We start from the raw sequence: 18688 nt of genomic DNA, 5'->3' as shown, positions 1-18688 counted from the left end.
CTGACTGAAACCTATAAAGAGACCGCCTATGGCTAGGCGATCCAGTGCACTGAGATTAATCGCAGTGCTTCAGTGCTTTCACCAGCGCGAAAGCGACGACGCCCAGCAGCGCAAGCGCTGCTGGCAAATTGTACTCGGCGGTCACGGCCGCAGCCATGCCGCTTATCACCATCACCCAAGCGTAAAGTTTTGCCTTCATTTCAATTCTCCTAAAGGGTTATCTTCCACAGACTTGTAGAAGGTCACCAGTAGTATATGTGATTGAAAAAATCTGCATTAGAGTTTTAGACGGCATAAAAGCTCTGGGAAGTACCAGAGCTTTTATGCTGCGCTATTCAAAGGACGTAATTGACAATGGCAGGTAATACACCTGAATCAAACAAGGACAACCATTCTTTATCTGTACCGTCTTCGATCAAACAGAAACGCTCTGCGACGGTAGAGCTTTCGCATTGACCCAAGCGCATTCGCCAGTAACGGTTGATGAGGAAGCGCTGCAGCTTAGGCGCGGCTTGTTTGGCTTGAACAATGTTCGGGTGATCGTGCCAAGCAGTGGGATTAGGGTGTCCTTCGCGCACAAGCATGGCAGTGATTTGTTCGACCAGATCAATGTCTCCAGGTTGGCGAACTTCTTGAAATACGTTTTGGGTGAGGATCTGCATAATGGCTAACGGTTCTTAATGTTGTTAAAGAATTAGGTGTGGTTTACACACCTAATGGATTGCTCGGCTATTAAAAATTACAGCTTGAGTTTGCTGCGTTGTTCTTCTGTGAACCAGAATGGAATGTATTCCTTCTTCCTCATCTTCAAAAGGTCCATGGTAGAAAGGAAAGGAATTGGGTGATTGTCGTTATCAGCCGTCCACCAGCCACGGGTATTGAGCAAGGTGTCCCAATCATAGCCCAAAGCAATCAGGTCATCATACAGTTGCTTGGGTGTGCAGATCAGGTCTTCCGGTAGCCTGCTCCACAGCATCTTCATCTGGCACATTTCTGAACTGATGTTCATGGCACGTCGAAGCTTGGCATCACGATCCAACTTACCACGCACTGTGGTGCGCGAAAGCTTCACCTCAGGAAGAAGTTCCATGTAATAGTTGTCTCGGTTTCCGCCGAAACCATAACGGTCCATGGTCTTCAAGTAGTGAAACTCTGACAAGGACGGCAGTACGCCTTCTTGTTGAGACACTACAATTTGCATGATGAGGCCGGTAGGGCCCGTCTTGCTTCGAAGCTGCACCAGCGTAACAAGGAACAAGTCGGTGTCACCTTTGCGCTGATTCTCGTCGCTATTGCGCGGATACTCTGCAGCCTTAGTGGTGTCATTGATCAGCGGTGTAGCGTTCTGGCACTGCCAGCAGTTGGTGGTGAGGAAGGTGAACTTATCAGTCACGCCCTTGAGCTTATCACCGTTCTTGAGGTACTGCAATTTCTTGACTGCAGGAGCACGGGTATCCATGGGAATTTCTTTACCGATGTGTGCAGTCATCAGCAAGGGATTGTTGCCGTTAGCAATCAGCTTAGGGATATCCGTCAAGAAACGCAGCTTGGACAGGCCTTGCTTTATGTGCAGTGTGAGCGCACCTGAATCACCCAGCTCGTTGTTGGCCTGCATGGCTGCCACGTCTTCAGTTTCAAATTCACTGAAGCTGTCGATTTCTGTGAAGGTAGGAACACTCACCTTCATCAGCGTGACACCGTCACGATCAATAAACGGAGTGGTGATGCTGATCTTGGAAAGGTTGTCTCGTTTTTCTTTAATGAACTTTTTCCAGATTTCGTACCATTCGTTGGCGTAGTACAAGGTTTTATCTGTGATCTGCCAACGCCCATTATCAATCACATCTTCTCCACAGAAGTCCTTGACTGCACATGCGAGTTGCGACAGACGAGACTGCAACATGTTGATTTCAGTGTCGTAGGTATTGGCCGTACTTCTTGCAAACCTTGACATTGCGGACAACATCATGAAGTGCATAATCGTGGATTTGAAATTATTGCCGATGCCCACCACACCAGTAATGGCACCCAGGCCTCCGTTAAGAATGCTCTCTCCATGAACGCCTACTTCGTAGACACCCGTAGGAATGTCAAGCATACAACCAATGTTGTACGAGATTTTGACAAATGGGATTTGGGTAAATGCAGGTTGGAGATTGAACGTCATGAGGGTCCTTCTGAAGTATTGCTTGCCGACAGTGTTTGTGGCTCAGAAGATCATAGGTCTAGGTATTTAATTTGGATGAAAAAAAAAGAAAGCCGGAGCTTTCTTTAGAGGCTCTCTTTCGAGAGCCTCTGGGATTAGTCGAGAATCCATTTCTCGACTGGAGTTATCTCCAGTCGAGGATGGTCCTTGATATAGTTCACCGCTTGTTCAGCGGTGAATAGTCCTCGGGCACTGGGCCCGAGGATGCTTTCCTGGTTGACCTGCAGGTCAACCAGAAGCTCCCCTTCGGCGGGCCCACGCATGGACCTCACCGAAGTGATGGCGTTTCTTATATGTTTCATTCTTACCTCCATGAAACAAACGAGCAGCTACTTTTCTAGCTGCTCTTGTTAAAAAATATCACCCATTGCTGGGTGATCCTGCCGCCCTGGGTCAGAGACCCAGGCTGTAGTCGACACCTGGGCGGCGGACGTAGTACGTCGAGCTGGCGGCAGCATTGCCCTCCTGAGCAGTTTTAAACAGTGTTCCAGCCGGAAGACTGGTCTCGCTGTTTAACCCCCCCTCATAGTACCCCAGAGTGCCGCCATTCGGCAGCACAGACCAGCTGCCTTCTGCGTCCAACACATTCAACAAGTGACGGACGCCGGATATGGCGCCGACCTCGCGGTCGGCGAGCATGCAGCTTTTGTCAGCCCCGTGGAGCTGGCCGTCCGCGGCGCGGAATTCGATGTATTTGACATCCTTTCGGACGCCACGGCGTCCGGTCAGCGTACGGCGGTTGATGATGCGGTTGGAAACGATAGTGATCTTAGCCATGATAAAACTCCAAAGGAAACACACGAGACGACATTGTCTCTTTATGGGTTCCTGAATGAAACCCATAAAGAGACCGCCTATGACTAGGCGATCCGACCACCTAGTTACCTAGGCAGATTAAGACCCGAAGGTCTCTTTGGCCAGCTTAGCCAAGTCTTTCTCGAACGCCTTGACGACGTTGAAAAAGCTCTTGGCCAGGTTAGCCATCGCGCTCAAGATCGGTGCGGCTTTCACCACAAATTTTTCGCTGGCGGCAAAATACTTGATGATGAATTTTTCGGGGACTTCGACAGTGATGTCGTTGTACCCGACGTTGACGAGCTTACGCTCGGCTTCGTTCATTGTCTCCAGGAAGAAGCTACGGACGCCCTCGTCGGACATGTTGCGAATTTCTTCGCTCTTCCTCACGAACTTGCAGCGGTTCTCGACCGCGTAGTCAACGCCGTTCTCCAGAGCGGCGTCGATGATAGTAGCGACCAGGTTGCTCGCGGCGCGGACTTCGGCGAAAGTGATGATGATCTTAGCCATGATAAAACTCCAAAAGAACAGAACACTTTAAAATAGGTAGTTCAATCACCTAAACTTAACTACACTTGTAGAAGCTCACGATTGGTATATGTGATTGAAAAAATCTGGAATCCAGCTTTCTAACCCCCAATGCGGCCATGCTATGCCGTGTCACTCTCTTGAATCATTTAACTATGAAACTGACCTACACTCTTACTCCTGAAGAAAAGCTGCGCTATGCCAGCGAGTCGCTCAATGACGCCATCACCAAAGGTTTTAGTACGCTGTCTGAGGCAGCTGCTAAACTAAAGGGCATCATGCCGGGAATCATACAAGGATTCTCTGCTACCAAAGAAGCCGTGGTCTTGCCTGACATTGTTCCTTTAGACAAGTACCAAAAAGCGTTCTTGTCTGAGATTGAAAGCGTACCGTATACGGAGCTGCGTGAACTGCGTGCATTTGTGCCTGAAGGCGTGAGTGTGACGTATTTGGAATATTTGAAAACCCTGGTGCCTGTCACCACTTATTTGAAGGACATTCAACGTGATGTTACAAGCCCTTATCTTTTCCTACTGGCTCAAATGGTGTCAGATGTTAATGCCAACATCAGTACCAAAAGCGAACAAGCCACCTACGAAAAACTGAAGAGCATTCGTGACGAGGCCTACGCGAGTTTGGCCAAGCTGTACGAAAAGAACTCCTACAAAGCCGTCACCAAAGTAGGCGCAGTAGTCGAGCGCAATGCCGACTGGAAAGACATATTCACTCAACTCAAGAGCTGCGTGATCAATGTGGAGTCTGTCAACCGTGAGAGCATTGCACGACAAGTCAAGCAATGTACGGACTACTTGGAAATCATTTACCAAAACCTGAGTAAAGACAACGCCAAGTCCACCAGCCAAGAAGCTGCGCAGAACCTGGCTGCAGGTGCTTACGAAGTGGCACAACAACTGCAATTCTTCAGCACCACGTATTACCGTGTTTTGGCGCTTAATGGCAGCGTGAAGAACACGATTGAGCACATCCAGAAAAGCATTTAAAAACACATTTAAAGTAACTGGTAGCCCCAGTTACTTTTTTATTTTTGAAAGTATTAAATATGTTTGAATTATTAATGTCAGGTAAGCGTAAATTTATAGAAGGCTTATGGCGTTATGCTCTTTTTGCCGGCGGCTCGACAGGTTCAACAACACTTTCCATCACTGACCGATACCACTACGTTAACGACGCGGTAACCGCTGGATATGGCCTACCGCTTACACTGGCTCTCCACGCAGGTACAGGTAACTCCAGCGTGGGTGTTTTCGCTGGCGGTGCCGCTAACGGCGCCAACTACAGCACCCAAACTACCATTTATAATTACGCAGCCAACACTGCGGCATCTGGATCACAAACACTAACAAGCGGAAGACATGAGCATATTGCGTTTGGAAATGAAACACACGGAATTTTTGCATTAGGCTATTACAGTGCCGCAAGCCTAACCAATGCCCAGAAATACACTTACGCCAATTTTACCTATGGACCAAACACTAGTCTTTCTGGTGCAGCAAGTGGTGCTGGCGCAGCAAGTAATTTAGAACTCGGAATTGTTGCAGGTGGCTCCACTAACGGTAACTTTACTGGAACTTACAACACGTCCTCTACTAAAAAATACACCCACGCAACAGGCGTTTGGGCTGCAGGTATTGCTCTGTCGGCAAGTAGGAGCATGTTAGCAGGCGCTGGCAACGCTACCATGGCTTGTTTTGCAGGCGGCGGAAGCACTGCCTCTATCCGGAACACTGTAGAGATTCTCGATTATGCAAGCTTGTCTTTCTATGGCGGTAACTCATTGGGCCTTGCACGACTGAACTTAGCAGGTGCCGGAAATAATGAAGTGGGCATTTTTGCAGGCGGTAGAATCACAGTTACTCTTGTCATTGCAAACGTGGAAAAATATACATACGCTACCCACGCCATCACTTCAGGCACTTCACTGAAATCGATCCGCAGGCACTTTGCTGCCGCTTCTTCTTCTCCGGGTTGGGTCGTTCCTTAAACTTACAGCATAAAGAGGATGGGCGACCCATCCTCTTTATGCTGTTTGTAGAGTTCGTTACCCTGTGGCTTTATTGTCAAAGATGTCGTTGTCTTTCCTGAATAAGGCAATGATGTCATCTGTCAACATACTGGCGCTGCCGTAGCTAAACCAACTGGGCGTGGCTTTAACCAATCGCTCTGCGCAAGCTTTGACCTCATCAGGCTCACAGGTAGTGAGCTTCTTTACGTCTTGTCGAAACACCACTTTGTCTGCCCAAATCAACTGACTCAGATGAATCGGCAGCTTTAGCGCATCGTCTCCAGTGCTACTTAGATGCAGTACCCGATTCAGCTTGTTGATAAGCGCTTTCTCTGGAATGTTTGTCTCCTTTGCAATCGCTGTGAGAGAAGCCAAGTAAATGATTCGCTTCATTCGTGAAGGCATCACTTTCATGACAGCTCTCATCAAGGGATTGGTGTTAATGGCGTATGTACCTGGCATGTGAATGACCAAAAATGTCAACTAAAGGATACTCACGTCAGGACTCGCAGGTTCGAATACATTCCAGCCCAAATGCCATGGTCGTTGCCTGCTTTCACAATGGTCGCGTAGCGGAACATCTTTTCAGACTCCATCCACGTAATCACTATGATTTCAGGTTTGAGCTTTTCCAATTTCTTAAGTGTGTTCCTGTCAGGTAGGTCAACACCCATGCAGAGGTCTACACGCTCTTGTTGTGCCTTAGCCAAATCACCGTAGTAGACCTGTGCTGCGAGCGTAGAGAACCCTACAATGAACTCAGACTTCAACACCGTGTTGCCCTTTTCGTCCTGGGTATAGAACGTATCTGTCAGATCAGTGGCGGTTACGGTGTTGGGTGTCTTGTCTTTCCACGATTGCAGCAACCCTTTGAGTGTGTTGACTGCTTCGACTGCGCGCACGGCCAGCCGTGGAGGATTGAGTTCTTTGGTGAGCGGCTCACCATCGAGGAAATGCATATCAAGAACTTGTGACTTAGGGCGGTAAATGCATATCTCACCGAAGCGATCTAAACGTGAGCGCGTGGCGGCTTCAAAGAGTTTGTCCAAACGACCCATGATGATACTGTCAAGACCATTGGAGGCTTCGCATTGCTTTCGCCTCAGCATCTCAATGTACTCGTCAGGGGTCTCTAGACACAAGTAGCTGTAACAACCATCTGCAGTGCGCTTACCCAGCAGTTCGTCGTCTTTTCCGTGTTCGCCCAAATAGTATTCACCCGGCACGTTGATCGATTCCAGCGAACTGAAATAGATTCGACGGTGCGAAATGAAAGGGTGTCTGTTGTTCTTAGGTGTCCAGTAACCATCGGCAGGCGACTTATTGAACTCCACGCGGTAAGCGTTTTGCTTGGAGCTCAATGTCCCGATATCAGCATTGAGATCGGCCATGTGATTGCCTAAATCATTGCTGTGTCCCTTGACCCACTTGACATCAACCGATACTCCTTTGTCCAGGAGCTTTTGCAGATTCTCGTCCAGCACCTGCCAAAATTCTTTGTTAGCCACAGGATTGCCATCACGCTTGATCCAATTGTTTTTCTTCCATGTAGGAAGCCAAGAGGTTGCGCCGTTGAGGACATGTTCACTGTCTGTGAACAGCTGGACTTTCTTGACGCTGTCGTGCTTTAGTGCAAATGAAAACGCATTGGCAGCGCCCACGATTTCAGCGATGTTGTTGGTTACAGGGTGTGGGAAGCTGCCATATCCATCGACATACATCAAAGGCTTGACCTCTTGAGGTTTAACCTCTTTGGTCTGCAGCTTTTCCACGTACCCTTTTTCAGTCAAGTATTGCGTGCTGTTACCACTTCCTTTTTTCGGAGGGTGTTCGCCATAGACGTAGCCGTGTAAGCCCCATCCTCCTGTTCCAGGATTGGGATTGGCAGAGCCATCACTGTACATGACGATGCCGTGGGGTTGATCTTCAATCTTCTCAATAGTTTTCTTAGACATTTAACGCTCCAGTAGGTGTACAAAACATCAGCGTGTTCAATGTTTTATTCTGACTGGCAATCCGCTAAATGTTTTTGGTAATTGGTATTGAGTTGACGTTTTGTTTCGCTGATGTGCATGCGCAGCTTTTCGATGTAATTCACCAGCACATGGATACGTCCGGTATCCTCATGATCTGGAATCGCAGCGTATTCGTGAATGGGCGCAGCTGGAACGGGTAGCATCTCTGGCATCAGGAACGGTGTACAGGCCTTTGAAGAAAGTGGCTTATCCACAGAAATCGGCACGTAGTGCAAATTCACTTGGGACACCGAACAGGCGCTGGTGATTACGCACATAAGGAATAGATAAAGGTACTTCATTGTATTTTATCGATTTGTTTAAGGCGTTCTAAGATAAACACTGTCTCATCGCTGCCTGTGTTGTTTTCATCAAACATCTGTTCGCTGTAATGTGGTGCTTTTTTTTCTGCACCGATACTGCGCCTCGGTAACACAGGCTTGCTCTGCATATCGCTGATGGGTGGCGGTCGAGGCAATGGCTGCTCAGGAACGGGCGGTGCTGTTTTTTGCAGCTCTGGTGCCCTTCTCTCGCGGTACAGTCCCTGTAATCTGGCAATCTCTTTGTTTGCTTGCAGCAGCGTATATGCCATGTCGTAGGTCTTTTTGACCAACAAGACATTAGACATGAAAGAAACTATGGCTGCTGCAATCAAGAGTTTTTTCAGCCATGCGAATCTGGTTGTGTTTTTGCGGTCTGCAGGTAGCGTGCCTTTGTTGTAGTCCTTGCCTAAAAACAATTCTTTTAAGAAGGGAAACAAAAACATACCTGCTTTAATAAGCGTCCATAGCACTCGGTACATCCTTCCGTGTTAAGCATTTTATGATTTAGTTAACGGGTCCATTGTTGGGCCTCTTTTGATAAACACACGTAAAAGGTCACTATGCAACTGAAGATTAAAGGCTTTGTCACAATTGAGAGCCTCATTCGTAATACGGTTAATGAAGTTTCACCTATTGGTGAAATTTCGACATACTCCCTCACCTATGCAGAAGATAAGGGGATTTACGCCGGAGGCACTGACAACCAGTTAAGGTTTTATTCCTTTGCATGCCACTACGATGACGGCACTGTCGTAGAGGTGCCAGCTGCGTTCAGGCAGCAAATCTTTGAAGTCACGCAATGGTTGCATGACAGTGCCAGTTCTGATTCTGAGATTGTATCACCCAATGCACTGGCTGAGAAGCTGCAAACCAACTTTGCAACAAAAATCAATGCCGTTGAATCCGGCGCATTGATTGAGTACAGCCCAGGCCTTAAGTTCCCAGAACGTCTGACTTGGACCAACTTAACACCAGCCACGGGTGATCCATCTGACGACAACAAAATTACGCTGTGGTTCAGTGATTCAGCGTTTGCTGATCAGTACGACGAATACAAGGTTATCATCGTCCCACCAATCGATGACATTGACAGTTTCTTCCAAAATAAAATTGTCATTCAGTCGCTGCTTGATACCAACACGCTGGGCAAGGTCTTAACAAAGATTCAAGAGATCAAGAACGACCACCCTGAGACCATACTGACCTCTGAGAACTATTCTAGGCTTATGGCTGACGGCAGTAAGGTTAACACCACTTGGATGGTGCTAATCTACGGCAAACGCGGCTATGACGCAGACGTAATACGTGGCGCTATCAGGGATTATATTGCAAAAAATACCCTGCGTCGTGAAGCAGAATGGCGAGTAATTTTCCCCGACATTTACAAGAACAGTGAATTTTATCTGTACCCACGCTGGCACGCTTTAGCCATTCCTGAGCGGCTCTTGTATTCAGGTACTTATTCGGCGATCATTTCGCTGGATAAAGAACTGACTTATTTAAAGGAGCGCCACCCTGAGCTCACTAGCGCACACATCCTGAAGAATGCTCAGGCTTTTTCGTGCAATTACAAATCTGTTGCAGTCAGTGTGGTGGGTGGTCTGAATAACCGAGGTGGACAGAGCAGCATTTCTCAGGTGTACCCTGACTTGATCAGCGTACCTTTTACGGATACGCTGTTTGAGATGATGTCACTCGACACCCGTAATTGGATAGTGGAAATTGAGAACATGGTGATTGTGGCAGAAACCGCTACCAATTACACAAGCATCCCGCTTCGCATGAAAAAGCTCAACAGAAACGGAATCCTCTACATCAGTCAACGGCTTGGTGAGCACGACTACTTGGTGGCTTGTAAACCCAGCACGCCTGCTTACACCTAACGAACAGTGAACGATGGCTACCAACACACTTTTGCCTAAAGTCGGTATGTCAGGGCTATTTGCTGCGATTGCCCCTTATGACAAACTGATTAACTCCATGCTGGAATACCGCTGTGTTTCAGTAACCAACATAAACGCACTGATTGCAGCCGGTCAAGACCCATTGACTGATGTGTATTTATTCAGTGAAGATACCGAGGACAATTACAATCTGGATGTTTCCGTAGATAGAGCACTTGTAACGCTTCAGGCTGGCGCAGGGGAACTGGTTGTGGTTCCTTCACACAAGCTCGCTGGCTTGCCTGTGACTGACGGTGTCAGGTACGTCAACACGTACTTAGGTGTGTCATTGTCCGCAATCGCAGAAACCACGGACCTCAACGCATTGAACGTGGCCATAGGACAACTGGTGTACGAGCACCTAGGGGTGAAGCCAGAGATACAAGCAGCCGTAGTGGGCGCTCCTGTCATCGTTAGCCACGATGACCACAAACGGATTTCTCAGGCGCGCACCATTACCACACAGACTGAATTGTCCTTGCGTGCAAAATGTGAGGTACTGGAAAGCGCCAATACTGAGCTAAAGCAAAAACTACAATTGCTAGAAACCTACATCAAAGACAACGTGTTGACATAAAAAAAAAATAGATGGCATAAACGCTCTGGGATTTTCCAGAGCGTTTATGCTGTTTGATAACAATCAGGTGGTCACTGGCACATGTTCGGGTAATTCTAGATCGATCCAAACTTCTTGTGCAAAGCTCGCCAACCTCTCGTAGACCTCGTTATATGCCCAGAATCGATTACGCACGCGAGGTTTGCGCGGCAAGCAGAACAGCCGAAAAGTAGCCTTATCATTGCGCACCATCAGCACCGGAATGATAATGTCTTTAAAAACAGTCTTGTTTATTTCATCAAGGACGACATTCAAACGCTCCTGCAGTTTTGGGTAAGTATGGAGGACTTGGTAATAGTGCTTGTGCAAATCTGGGAAATAGTACCAATTTGAATCTTTAAAAATTCGGTCGCCCAGCAGCCTTTTGAAAAAACTCTCTTTGTCGTATTCTCTAAAGCTGGTTATCCCAATGTCTTGGCACTGCTCACTTCTATAGACCGCCCATCCGGGCACTCGTTTTTCTCGCTGACGCGGAGTGAGTTTCTTAGGCATTTGAAAAGACATTAGAGTTCCTTTGAGTAGTTACATGTCATTGATATCGTTCTGTATATTTCTACACTTTAGTTCATTTTAACATGGGTGTTGTATTTGACAGGGACTGTGATATTCAAGTTGTTGAGCACGCAAACCTCAGTATTAGAGAGTGCGCCATATTGCGCAAAGTAGTGACTGACCATGAACAACTGACTGCATACTTGTTGCTCTACCAGTGACTTGATCACCATGCTGGCCTGTCCTCGGTGTGCTTCGTCCATCGCACCACCCCATTCATCAAGGATCAGAGGGTATTCCTGGAGTCCAAGATAACGCATTGCAGTCAAGCGATAAGCCAGGTTAACAATCTCCTTCATACCTACAGAGCCTTTGCTCACATCAGCCGCGCGATTTTCTGCGCTCTGCACCAGCAAAGGAAACTTATAATCCATATCAAGACTATTGCCTTCTTGGATCACACTGCTTTGTATCGTGAGTGGGTACGTCCACACCTTTTGGATGAAGACGTTCATTTGGTGCACAAAGTTTCGGATGAAGCCAAACAACCCTTCTGCAATCAGTCCTTCTGTAGGAGAGAGCTGTTTAACCAAAATACTCAGAGCTTGTTCTTCTTTCTCCAAGTCTGAAATTTGTAAGGTGATGTTTTCAACAATCGCCTTTTGCTGTTTCAAACCAGAAAGCACGTGCTCTCGACTGGCCAGCTCACTGTGCAGCTTTCGTATAACGGCATTGAATTCCGTTCTTCTAATAGTCTCGATTTGCTCTTTGTTGTAAGTGCGTTTCTTTTGTATGATCTCTTTGACCTTCGCTGTCAACGTGCTGATCTGCAGTAGGCGCTTGCAATCGTTATATGCCTGGGTTTTCTTTTGCGTCAACTGTCTAAGGTTGTCGGTTTCTATTGCCAGCAAATGGTCCAGCTCATTGTTTTGTTCAGTGAGGCCTTTTAGGTCGGCACCGCCTACGTCCTTGAGAGACAAAATCAGTTGTTCTTTTTCTTTAAGTTGTTTATCGATTTCTTCAATTCGAATATGGTAATTCAAATCCGTATCGATTTGTGACAAGCAATAGGTGCCTTTCCTGGGATCATCAGTGATGATCTTTTGTTCAGCCATCCATTCCCAATACTGTTTCAATATTGGCCAAGCCGATACAGATTGAACATACTGCCGATAGAGTCTTGCATATTCGGCAAAACCCTGTAAGTTTTCTTCATGCGACAAAATTGCAGGAAGTACGAACGTATCCATTTCCTTTTGCAAAAGTACCAGTTCTTTCTCTAACCGCTCGTGTTCGACTTGGTTGTAATGCGGAGAAAACTGGTGGCTGCATTTGGGACATTCCAGATCAGGTTGATCTTTGTGGTCCAACAGGTGCTTCAAGCGCAAGGATTTGGTTTGGATCTTTTCGCTCAAGGAAGCTTTAGTGACCTGGAAGTTGGCCAGTCTTTCCTTTGTAGCAGTATAGGCATCTTGGCTGTAACGCCGGTCATCGTTTTTGGGGATAGAAGAAAAGATTTCTATCAAAGACAATTTTACTGCATTGAGTGCATCCAATGCCAACTTAGGCTGTTTTACTGGCACAGTCAGTATGCTGTTGCGACAAAACGCATCGCGCTCCTTTAGCAGAAATGCCAAGGACTCCTGTACTTCTTGAATGGTTTTTTCTTCAGCTTTTTGAAGTGCTTCAATCTTCTTTTGGTTCTTGTGATAGTCGTTGGTGTATTTTTCTATGATGGTCCTGCATCGAGAGATACCGTGCTCCGTCTCAGACACGATAATATCCAAGTCTGCTTGGCTGCCTGAAAAATGGACAATCCCAGAATGTATGTCGTTTAATGATTTTGCTGTGGCAAAAAGAGATTGGTCCAGCTGAGACTGGATGACCTCTAGATTGTCCAGATCCGCTTCTATGGGCTTCCTGTACTCTGCCAAGAACTGCACGCACTCATACAGCTGCATGGCTTCTAAATGCAGCTGTTTCTCCTCATCGTCTTGAATAAGTTTTTCTGATTCTGTTACCAGCCGCTTCTTAGCGAGTTTAATTGCACCCAAACAGTCGCGGTGTTTTTCACGCAACTTGTTGTACACCTTGATGGCATAATCGTAATTGGTGTCGCACAGCTGGATGAACCATTCTTTACGGCGGGCTGGGGACATGCCAGTAAAAGTCTCATTGCCCAACGCCAGCTCATGGATATCTGGCGTTATGCCAAAGTGTTGCTTGACCAGCTCACGCTGTACTGTGACCGTGCCGCCCTCATTGAGCTCTTCATCATCTCGCAAAAAGCTGTGTTTCTGTGAAGGATGGAAGACACTCTTTAAGGTGTAAATGTGGCGGTTGTGGGAAATCGTGATGACTTTACTTCCCTGTTTGCTGAAGTCTGCGTGGTTAGCGGGCAGTGGAGTGATCTGCTCCATCAGTGAAGACTTACCGCTGCCGTTGGTCCCCAGGATCAGTTGCACGGCTTCCGTGATGGTCATCGAAAAACGATCAATGTTGTTCAGCGAAAAGCGCTTGAATCCAACCAATTCAATATGAAGATATTTCACGATATCATACCTGTTAGTTCTGTCAATTGATGGGTCGAATTGGTATTTTTAGCTATTGTGTGTTTTAAAAAGGCGAAGTATGAACCACAAAGAAACCGGTACGTTTAGGGGTGAAGAAGTCTCTTTATCCAAAATGCGCTTTTATTCAATAGGTCTGGTTGCTGAGAATAAAAAACTGTCTTCCCATGAGGTTGAGGTTACACCCATTGAAGAGTTGCCATTTCTGGATGGTGAGCTGACCTCGAAGGGCACCGACTACAAAGGCAGCGCGCAAGACGCTATGGGTAGACACTACCAATCCAGCGTTAAAGCCCATGTCAGCATTAAGGCGAAATGGTTAAGGTTCGGTGACTCTAACCGCCTCACACCACCTGATGTCAGGCGGGGCGAAGCGGTGATGATCTTTCAATTTGGTGATGCCGACAAATACTACTGGATCACGCTCAAACAAGACAGTAACTTAAGAAAGCTAGAGACTGTTGTCTGGGCTATCAGCGCCACTCGCAATGAGGCCGATGCTACGGATGCGGACCATTCCTATTATTTCGAGGTGTCGTCACACAACAAGCTGGTGCATTTTCACACCAGTAAAGCAGATGGAGAGCCCTTTGCTTACGACATACAGATCAACACCAAAACAGGCTATGTCCTCATCACTGACGATGCTGGCAACTTCATCTCTCTGGATTCTAGTGAGCGACGGTTAGAGATGAAGAACAGTGACGGCAGTCACTTTGACATGGATAAGACCCATCTAACCATTACCACGACAGACAGCATTACTGTTAATACCAATAAACTGGCGATCAACACCACATCGACCACCCTCGATGGATCTAGTTCCGTGCGAATCACGTCTCCAGCAACTTCAATTAACTGATGGGTTAACACATGAAGAAATTAGTACGATTAGGTGACACCAGCGATCACGGTGGGTCTATGGTCACTGCCACAGGACTATTCACCGTTAATGGAAAGACGCAGTGCATCGATGGCGATATGCACAGTTGTCCTATTCGTGGACACGGCAAGACGCCCATCTCTTCAAACTACAGTGCGACTAGCAATGGGAAGTCCATTTCTTTAGTGGGTGATAAGGCTGGGTGCGGTGCGACGATAACAGCAGGTAGTCCAGACACCTGGCAAGGCGATTGAGCATAATAGCCAGGGTACGCCCTGGCTATTATGCTGTTAGTGCGTTTCGGTACCTATCTCAAGCAACCACACATCAGAGTGTTCTCTGCGCTGGTCAGGATCTAACGCATCCGATACGCTTAGGAAAGCCTGGTTGTCAATGGTGTTGAAAAGGTAATTTTCTTTGGAGCAGTCGCTTGTAGTCAGCAAGTAATGGTCATCGTCCTCTGTTGCAATGTATTCATTGCAGCGACCCCAATGGGAAACCAGTGGGAACAGCGGGCGCGTATAATGAACGTATGTGTCAGGGATTTTTGAATCACGCAACGGGTGCTTCTCAACATAGATACTGGGTTTATCCAGTATCACAACGAACGACTGCGACAACTGCAGGTACTCTGCCAAAAACTCAGCAGTCCATGCGTCTTTGCTGCCTATCTGTGTAGGGTTAGCAGGCGTATTGTTAGTGGGTAGACCTGACAAATCTATGAATCGCCTGGATTCATAATACCGCTCCAAGAGAGGAATCTTGCTAAAGTCTACTTTGATTGTTTTGTCGCCAGTCCTTGTGATTGTTTGGTTATCAATCCAATGCAAATATCCACCTAGGCTAATCAGCACCTGTTTGTTGCCAATGTCTTGATCTATGAAGATACTGATTTTTCTAACGTCATCAGACGGCAACAACATTTCCTTTGTAATAGGCACCAACTTAATCGCTCCTATTTCCTTAAAGCTATAAATGCCAATGTGATTTCTGCCGCTGAGTTTGACGGAATTCATGGCATCCGATACCACAATCCCATTGACGCCATCAGTGTCAGGCAAATGAAAAAAGCCATTCACGCTCACTAGGCAATGGTTGGCAAATGTAGCGTAGTTTAAACCATTAGCCTTATGGGTTAAGCGAACATCAGTTACTTCACGCAAGCGGTTGTCTTGCAAGGCGATGTTGGCACGGGTAACTGGAGTCGCGCTGTATCCGGCAGAAAATGCGTCGCAATACATTGCAACGCTGTTATTGATCAGCAGCGAGGTCGTCTTTGTTTTCAGCGGTAAAGCAAGACTTTGAAAGAACACAGGAGCAAGGGTGTTCACAGTGCTGTATTCCCGCAATAAGGTACTTGCGTCAAGAAAAACCACCTTACTGGTAAGCTTTTCTTTCAAGGTAAATTGAAGCTCTCGGAATGCTTCCAACAATTGTTTTATTGTGGCTTGAGCTGTGTCCACTTTCGACCAGCGCTGATTGGTGCCCAGCTTTACGCCATAGGCTTCTATGAGAAGGTACATGATTGGTTTCCTTTTGGTTTGACTATGATTTGACGATGGCGCCAACGTGAATAAGTGAACGGATTACTGACAATCTGCAACGATTTTGCAAGGCACTACAACATTATTTTGTCCATGAAAGAGTTTCTCAATGGCTACCTTGAGCTACGAATACCTGACCCCTTACAGTCCAGGGTTGTATAAACCTGTTTTTGACAACACCGGAAAGCTGGCATCCAATCGAGTAACGGGTGAGAAGCATGTCATCTCTGCGGCCAACAATAAAGACTTTCATTTTATTGTTCCGCTGTTTGCTCCATTCTTCGCAGATGAGACACTGGCAGTAGGACACACCAGCAGTGCTGGTGTATACACGCTCCTGCGCTTAGGGATCGATTACTTACCTGCGCACCAATTCATTGGAGCGTCGCGCGCATGCGCGAAACCTATTTATGGGTCAATAAGTCTTCTGAACACCAAGTTGGCTGGTACGATCACATTGACTTACCAGACCCTGGGTGGTTCATGGACACTGGCTCTGAGCGAACTGGCAACCATCTTAACCGACGTTATCATCAATCCTCGTGCTTTATCGTGGGAACAGGTAGTCGATAAGCCCGTGTTGTTTCCGGTCATTGACCATGAATGGAATCTCGACGACTTGGTGGGCGCCAAAGAAATTGTGGATGAAATCCGTGGAGTTGCAGATGCGATTGCTCAAGCAAGTCTGCAACCTGTGGAGACTGTGGAGACCACACACGTCCTCGATCATAATAATCCACATAACGTTACAAAAACGCAAGTGGGTTTAGGCAACGTGCAGAACTACCGTGTCGCCACACAAGCTGAAGCGATTCAAGGAACCTCAACAACCGCCTACATGACACCTAGCTTAACCGCAGCTGCCATTAACAGCCTAGGAGCTGGAGGCAGTACTGGTGGTGGTACTGGCACCAGTGTGAAAAAATCACGCGCGTATTATCAATCACAAATTTAAGGAACAACTATGGCATCGGGAAAATTAGGCAAAGTCCTGTTAACAGCAAATCAATGGGCACTGGTGTACAAAGTACCGCAAGGCAACGAAGCCTGCTTCAATATCAATGTGGTCAACGTAGGTACCGCTACGGCTAAGGTCTACCTGGCTATCACTGATACGGGAGTTTCCAGCGTCCTTCCCAAAGATCATATCGAATCGGGCCAAGTGCTGGAAGCCTCCGGCGTTTTGGAGCGCACAGGCATTGTCTGCCAAGAAGGTGAAAGCGTGTATGCCTTTTCCGATAAAACGGACATAGCAGTACGCGTTCATGGGTTTGAAGACACTCTCTAAACCAATCAGAATCTATAGGCAACACGCCTATAGATTCTTATGTTGTTTAATAAATACGCGTCATTATGCCTAACCAAAAACCAATCTTTCTACCGCTTGACTTGACTGGATCAAGTTCATTGAATCTGGTAGAAAATGAAAAGCATGCGTTGTCTTCAGTGGCGATTAAGCTGATAAAGCCTCAGTATTCGCCGTTTTATAAGAAGGATCTTGTTGTTACTGTAACTGATGCAGACAACAGTAGCATCATCCTAAGCAGCGGTACAGACTACCAGTGTGTCGACATTGTCTCAGGCATTACAAAAGAGACTGGGCTTGAGGTATACCGATTTATCTTAATTACGCGACAGAACATTTCAGGCACAGTAGGTATCACTTACCGCGCTTTAGGCGGACAACAGAACGGCAGTGTTGTACAGACCCTTGAAAACGCGAACGCTGCGTTGGCTACTGACGTACAAGTTCTATGGAGCGAGGTGCATGATAAGCCCAATGGTTTTACACCAAAGCCACACTCTCAGGATGCTGAGGATCTGTATGGCATGGAGTACCTCAGGGACGCCATTGCTCGCATAAAAGCAGACATCCTCAACACTACCAACAGTCGAAAGCTGGGGCTTAATGCAGCCATACAGGCACTGATTAAAGAGTGGATACTGATCAGGATCACACCTCCTGGGGAACTGAATGCCCATTTGGATAATGTCAGCAACACACACACGTTAACCAAAGCACAAATTGGTTTAGAAGATGTTCAAAACACAGTGCTTTGCACACCAGCAGCATTGAAGAAGTTGCTTAGCAGCGATGAAAAAGGAAGCCAGTTAGGCCATTTGTCCGATTACAATAATCCACACAGTTTAACAAAAGCGCAACTGGGACTAGATAACGTATCAGACTACGGAGTTACAGCCATCGATAACACCACTTCGGACTACACCGCAGAGGGTTATGTGGTTGTTGCAACGCTGGCTGCTGCTGTACAGAATCTTCTCGCGCCGTACATCAAGAAATCTAACCTCGGCGTCGCCGGTGGTGTCGCTAAGTTAAGTAGCAGTGGAACAACACCCACTGCGCTCATCCCTGTAGAGCTGGGGTATACTTGTGCAGATGTTTATGATTACTTTGTTGCAAAGCCTACTGCAAATCAAGTCGTCTTTTCTGTAACTACTTTAAGAAACCCGCATTGCGTTGTTTTGTTTAAGCGTTCTGTCTTGACGTGTTCTATATCACCCACAGCAGCCTGTATTTTTACAGTGCTAAAGAACGGCACAAAAATTGGTCAATTCACCTTTTCTGCAGGAGACGCTCAAGGCGTGTACACCAGTGTTACTGGTACGTACATGGAAAAGCTACTTCCAGGCGACCTGCTTCAAGTTAAGGCACCTGCTACAGCTGATACCACGCTTGCGGGGATTGGCCTCGGTTTAATGGCAGGCGTACCTGCTTAATTTTAGGAACA

General features: G+C 46.9%; 22 protein-coding genes. 9 read left to right on the top strand and 13 right to left on the bottom strand.

All coding sequences use genetic code 11. The features are described from left to right. Positions 1 to 55 precede the first annotated feature (55 nt). From PHQ58_RS05015 to PHQ58_RS04990, 6 genes are all read right to left on the bottom strand, one after another. Positions 56 to 199, bottom strand: a complete 144-nt coding sequence (locus PHQ58_RS05015) for a hypothetical protein (RefSeq protein WP_300107836.1) — start codon at positions 197 to 199, stop codon at positions 56 to 58. A gap of 136 nt (positions 200 to 335) precedes the next feature. After that, positions 336 to 662, bottom strand: a complete 327-nt coding sequence (locus PHQ58_RS05010) for a hypothetical protein (protein WP_300107833.1) — start codon at positions 660 to 662, stop codon at positions 336 to 338. Between the two features lie 77 nt (positions 663 to 739). Next, entirely contained in the window at positions 740 to 2167 is a 1428-nt protein-coding gene (locus PHQ58_RS05005; protein WP_300107830.1) for a hypothetical protein, read from the bottom strand. A gap of 134 nt (positions 2168 to 2301) precedes the next feature. Continuing rightward, positions 2302 to 2508 carry a hypothetical protein gene (locus tag PHQ58_RS05000; RefSeq protein ID WP_300107827.1) on the bottom strand — a complete coding sequence of 69 codons (207 nt, stop codon included), beginning with the start codon at positions 2506 to 2508 and terminating at the stop codon, positions 2302 to 2304. Positions 2509 to 2599: 91 nt separating this feature from the next. Beyond that, complete coding sequence (locus PHQ58_RS04995) at positions 2600 to 2983, bottom strand: hypothetical protein (RefSeq protein WP_300107825.1); 384 nt, start codon at positions 2981 to 2983, stop codon at positions 2600 to 2602. Between the two features lie 117 nt (positions 2984 to 3100). After that, positions 3101 to 3511, bottom strand: a complete 411-nt coding sequence (locus PHQ58_RS04990) for a hypothetical protein (RefSeq protein ID WP_300107823.1) — start codon at positions 3509 to 3511, stop codon at positions 3101 to 3103. A gap of 173 nt (positions 3512 to 3684) precedes the next feature. On the opposite strand from PHQ58_RS04990, the gene PHQ58_RS04985 reads away from it, so the two are divergent. Further along, the gene (locus PHQ58_RS04985) at positions 3685 to 4530 is read left to right on the top strand and encodes a hypothetical protein (protein ID WP_300107820.1); all 846 of its coding nucleotides are present in this window, start codon (positions 3685 to 3687) and stop codon (positions 4528 to 4530) included. A gap of 59 nt (positions 4531 to 4589) precedes the next feature. Further along, the gene (locus PHQ58_RS04980) at positions 4590 to 5531 is read left to right on the top strand and encodes a hypothetical protein (protein WP_300107818.1); all 942 of its coding nucleotides are present in this window, start codon (positions 4590 to 4592) and stop codon (positions 5529 to 5531) included. 57 nt (positions 5532 to 5588) lie between these two features. Here the strand turns inward: PHQ58_RS04980 and PHQ58_RS04975 are convergent, their stop codons facing one another. The 4 genes from PHQ58_RS04975 to PHQ58_RS04960 all read right to left on the bottom strand — a co-directional run bounded on the left by PHQ58_RS04975 (position 5589) and on the right by PHQ58_RS04960 (position 8333). After that, positions 5589 to 5966 (bottom strand): hypothetical protein, encoded by a 378-nt coding sequence (locus PHQ58_RS04975; RefSeq protein ID WP_300107815.1) that lies wholly within the window; start codon positions 5964 to 5966, stop codon positions 5589 to 5591. 80 nt (positions 5967 to 6046) lie between these two features. Next, complete coding sequence (locus PHQ58_RS04970) at positions 6047 to 7507, bottom strand: ribonuclease H (protein ID WP_300107813.1); 1461 nt, start codon at positions 7505 to 7507, stop codon at positions 6047 to 6049. A gap of 44 nt (positions 7508 to 7551) precedes the next feature. Further along, positions 7552 to 7845: a hypothetical protein gene (locus tag PHQ58_RS04965; RefSeq protein ID WP_300107810.1), complete on the bottom strand. Its 294-nt coding sequence runs from the start codon at positions 7843 to 7845 to the stop codon at positions 7552 to 7554. Positions 7846 to 7865: 20 nt separating this feature from the next. Further along, positions 7866 to 8333, bottom strand: a complete 468-nt coding sequence (locus tag PHQ58_RS04960; protein ID WP_300107807.1) for a hypothetical protein — start codon at positions 8331 to 8333, stop codon at positions 7866 to 7868. Positions 8334 to 8450: 117 nt separating this feature from the next. Between PHQ58_RS04960 and PHQ58_RS04955 the strand changes: the two genes are divergently transcribed. Together PHQ58_RS04955 and PHQ58_RS04950 are read left to right on the top strand one after the other, a co-directional pair. Next, the gene (locus tag PHQ58_RS04955) at positions 8451 to 9773 is read left to right on the top strand and encodes a hypothetical protein (protein ID WP_300107804.1); all 1323 of its coding nucleotides are present in this window, start codon (positions 8451 to 8453) and stop codon (positions 9771 to 9773) included. A 13-nt stretch (positions 9774 to 9786) separates the two neighbouring features. Continuing rightward, on the top strand, positions 9787 to 10410 hold the full coding sequence (locus PHQ58_RS04950; RefSeq protein WP_300107801.1) for a hypothetical protein: 624 nt from the start codon (positions 9787 to 9789) through the stop codon (positions 10408 to 10410). Between the two features lie 63 nt (positions 10411 to 10473). Here the strand turns inward: PHQ58_RS04950 and PHQ58_RS04945 are convergent, their stop codons facing one another. Both PHQ58_RS04945 and PHQ58_RS04940 read right to left on the bottom strand, forming a co-directional pair. Next, positions 10474 to 10953, bottom strand: coding sequence for a hypothetical protein (locus PHQ58_RS04945; RefSeq protein WP_300107798.1), 480 nt, complete (start codon positions 10951 to 10953; stop codon positions 10474 to 10476). Between the two features lie 56 nt (positions 10954 to 11009). Continuing rightward, positions 11010 to 13493, bottom strand: a complete 2484-nt coding sequence (locus PHQ58_RS04940; protein WP_300107795.1) for a hypothetical protein — start codon at positions 13491 to 13493, stop codon at positions 11010 to 11012. A 79-nt stretch (positions 13494 to 13572) separates the two neighbouring features. On the opposite strand from PHQ58_RS04940, the gene PHQ58_RS04935 reads away from it, so the two are divergent. Then, a complete protein-coding gene (locus PHQ58_RS04935; protein WP_300107792.1) occupies positions 13573 to 14373 on the top strand; it encodes a hypothetical protein in 801 nt (266 codons plus the stop codon). 11 nt (positions 14374 to 14384) lie between these two features. Further along, a complete protein-coding gene (locus tag PHQ58_RS23625) occupies positions 14385 to 14648 on the top strand; it encodes a PAAR domain-containing protein (protein WP_367187273.1) in 264 nt (87 codons plus the stop codon). 36 nt (positions 14649 to 14684) lie between these two features. Here PHQ58_RS23625 and PHQ58_RS04930 read toward each other — a convergent pair whose 3' ends face one another. Next, complete coding sequence (locus PHQ58_RS04930) at positions 14685 to 15917, bottom strand: hypothetical protein (RefSeq protein WP_300107789.1); 1233 nt, start codon at positions 15915 to 15917, stop codon at positions 14685 to 14687. A gap of 130 nt (positions 15918 to 16047) precedes the next feature. Here PHQ58_RS04930 and PHQ58_RS04925 point away from each other — a divergent pair, with 130 nt between their 5' ends. The 3 genes from PHQ58_RS04925 to PHQ58_RS04915 all read left to right on the top strand — a co-directional run bounded on the left by PHQ58_RS04925 (position 16048) and on the right by PHQ58_RS04915 (position 18677). Then, on the top strand, positions 16048 to 16893 hold the full coding sequence (locus PHQ58_RS04925; protein WP_300107786.1) for a hypothetical protein: 846 nt from the start codon (positions 16048 to 16050) through the stop codon (positions 16891 to 16893). A 9-nt stretch (positions 16894 to 16902) separates the two neighbouring features. Next, positions 16903 to 17226: a hypothetical protein gene (locus PHQ58_RS04920; protein ID WP_300107783.1), complete on the top strand. Its 324-nt coding sequence runs from the start codon at positions 16903 to 16905 to the stop codon at positions 17224 to 17226. Positions 17227 to 17291: 65 nt separating this feature from the next. Continuing rightward, a complete protein-coding gene (locus PHQ58_RS04915) occupies positions 17292 to 18677 on the top strand; it encodes a hypothetical protein (protein ID WP_300107780.1) in 1386 nt (461 codons plus the stop codon). Positions 18678 to 18688 lie beyond the last annotated feature (11 nt).

Source organism: Rhodoferax sp. (genome assembly GCF_028688795.1).
Classification (GTDB): Bacteria; Pseudomonadota; Gammaproteobacteria; order Burkholderiales; family Burkholderiaceae_C; genus Rhodoferax.
This window is presented reverse-complemented; position numbering and strand designations above follow the sequence as displayed.

Coding starts and splice junctions, on each gene's coding strand:
- PHQ58_RS04975 (WP_300107815.1), bottom strand. CDS start 5,966: ATGAAAGTGATGCCTTCACGAATGAAGCGAATCATTTACTTGGCTTCT.
- PHQ58_RS04955 (WP_300107804.1), top strand. CDS start 8,451: ATGCAACTGAAGATTAAAGGCTTTGTCACAATTGAGAGCCTCATTCGT.
- PHQ58_RS04970 (WP_300107813.1), bottom strand. CDS start 7,507: ATGTCTAAGAAAACTATTGAGAAGATTGAAGATCAACCCCACGGCATC.
- PHQ58_RS04995 (WP_300107825.1), bottom strand. CDS start 2,983: ATGGCTAAGATCACTATCGTTTCCAACCGCATCATCAACCGCCGTACG.
- PHQ58_RS05005 (WP_300107830.1), bottom strand. CDS start 2,167: ATGACGTTCAATCTCCAACCTGCATTTACCCAAATCCCATTTGTCAAA.
- PHQ58_RS04925 (WP_300107786.1), top strand. CDS start 16,048: ATGGCTACCTTGAGCTACGAATACCTGACCCCTTACAGTCCAGGGTTG.
- PHQ58_RS04990 (WP_300107823.1), bottom strand. CDS start 3,511: ATGGCTAAGATCATCATCACTTTCGCCGAAGTCCGCGCCGCGAGCAAC.
- PHQ58_RS04915 (WP_300107780.1), top strand. CDS start 17,292: ATGCCTAACCAAAAACCAATCTTTCTACCGCTTGACTTGACTGGATCA.
- PHQ58_RS04930 (WP_300107789.1), bottom strand. CDS start 15,917: ATGTACCTTCTCATAGAAGCCTATGGCGTAAAGCTGGGCACCAATCAG.
- PHQ58_RS23625 (WP_367187273.1), top strand. CDS start 14,385: ATGAAGAAATTAGTACGATTAGGTGACACCAGCGATCACGGTGGGTCT.
- PHQ58_RS05000 (WP_300107827.1), bottom strand. CDS start 2,508: ATGAAACATATAAGAAACGCCATCACTTCGGTGAGGTCCATGCGTGGG.
- PHQ58_RS04980 (WP_300107818.1), top strand. CDS start 4,590: ATGTTTGAATTATTAATGTCAGGTAAGCGTAAATTTATAGAAGGCTTA.
- PHQ58_RS04950 (WP_300107801.1), top strand. CDS start 9,787: ATGGCTACCAACACACTTTTGCCTAAAGTCGGTATGTCAGGGCTATTT.
- PHQ58_RS04960 (WP_300107807.1), bottom strand. CDS start 8,333: ATGTTTTTGTTTCCCTTCTTAAAAGAATTGTTTTTAGGCAAGGACTAC.
- PHQ58_RS04965 (WP_300107810.1), bottom strand. CDS start 7,845: ATGTGCGTAATCACCAGCGCCTGTTCGGTGTCCCAAGTGAATTTGCAC.
- PHQ58_RS04985 (WP_300107820.1), top strand. CDS start 3,685: ATGAAACTGACCTACACTCTTACTCCTGAAGAAAAGCTGCGCTATGCC.
- PHQ58_RS04920 (WP_300107783.1), top strand. CDS start 16,903: ATGGCATCGGGAAAATTAGGCAAAGTCCTGTTAACAGCAAATCAATGG.
- PHQ58_RS05015 (WP_300107836.1), bottom strand. CDS start 199: ATGAAGGCAAAACTTTACGCTTGGGTGATGGTGATAAGCGGCATGGCT.
- PHQ58_RS04935 (WP_300107792.1), top strand. CDS start 13,573: ATGAACCACAAAGAAACCGGTACGTTTAGGGGTGAAGAAGTCTCTTTA.
- PHQ58_RS04945 (WP_300107798.1), bottom strand. CDS start 10,953: ATGTCTTTTCAAATGCCTAAGAAACTCACTCCGCGTCAGCGAGAAAAA.
- PHQ58_RS05010 (WP_300107833.1), bottom strand. CDS start 662: ATGCAGATCCTCACCCAAAACGTATTTCAAGAAGTTCGCCAACCTGGA.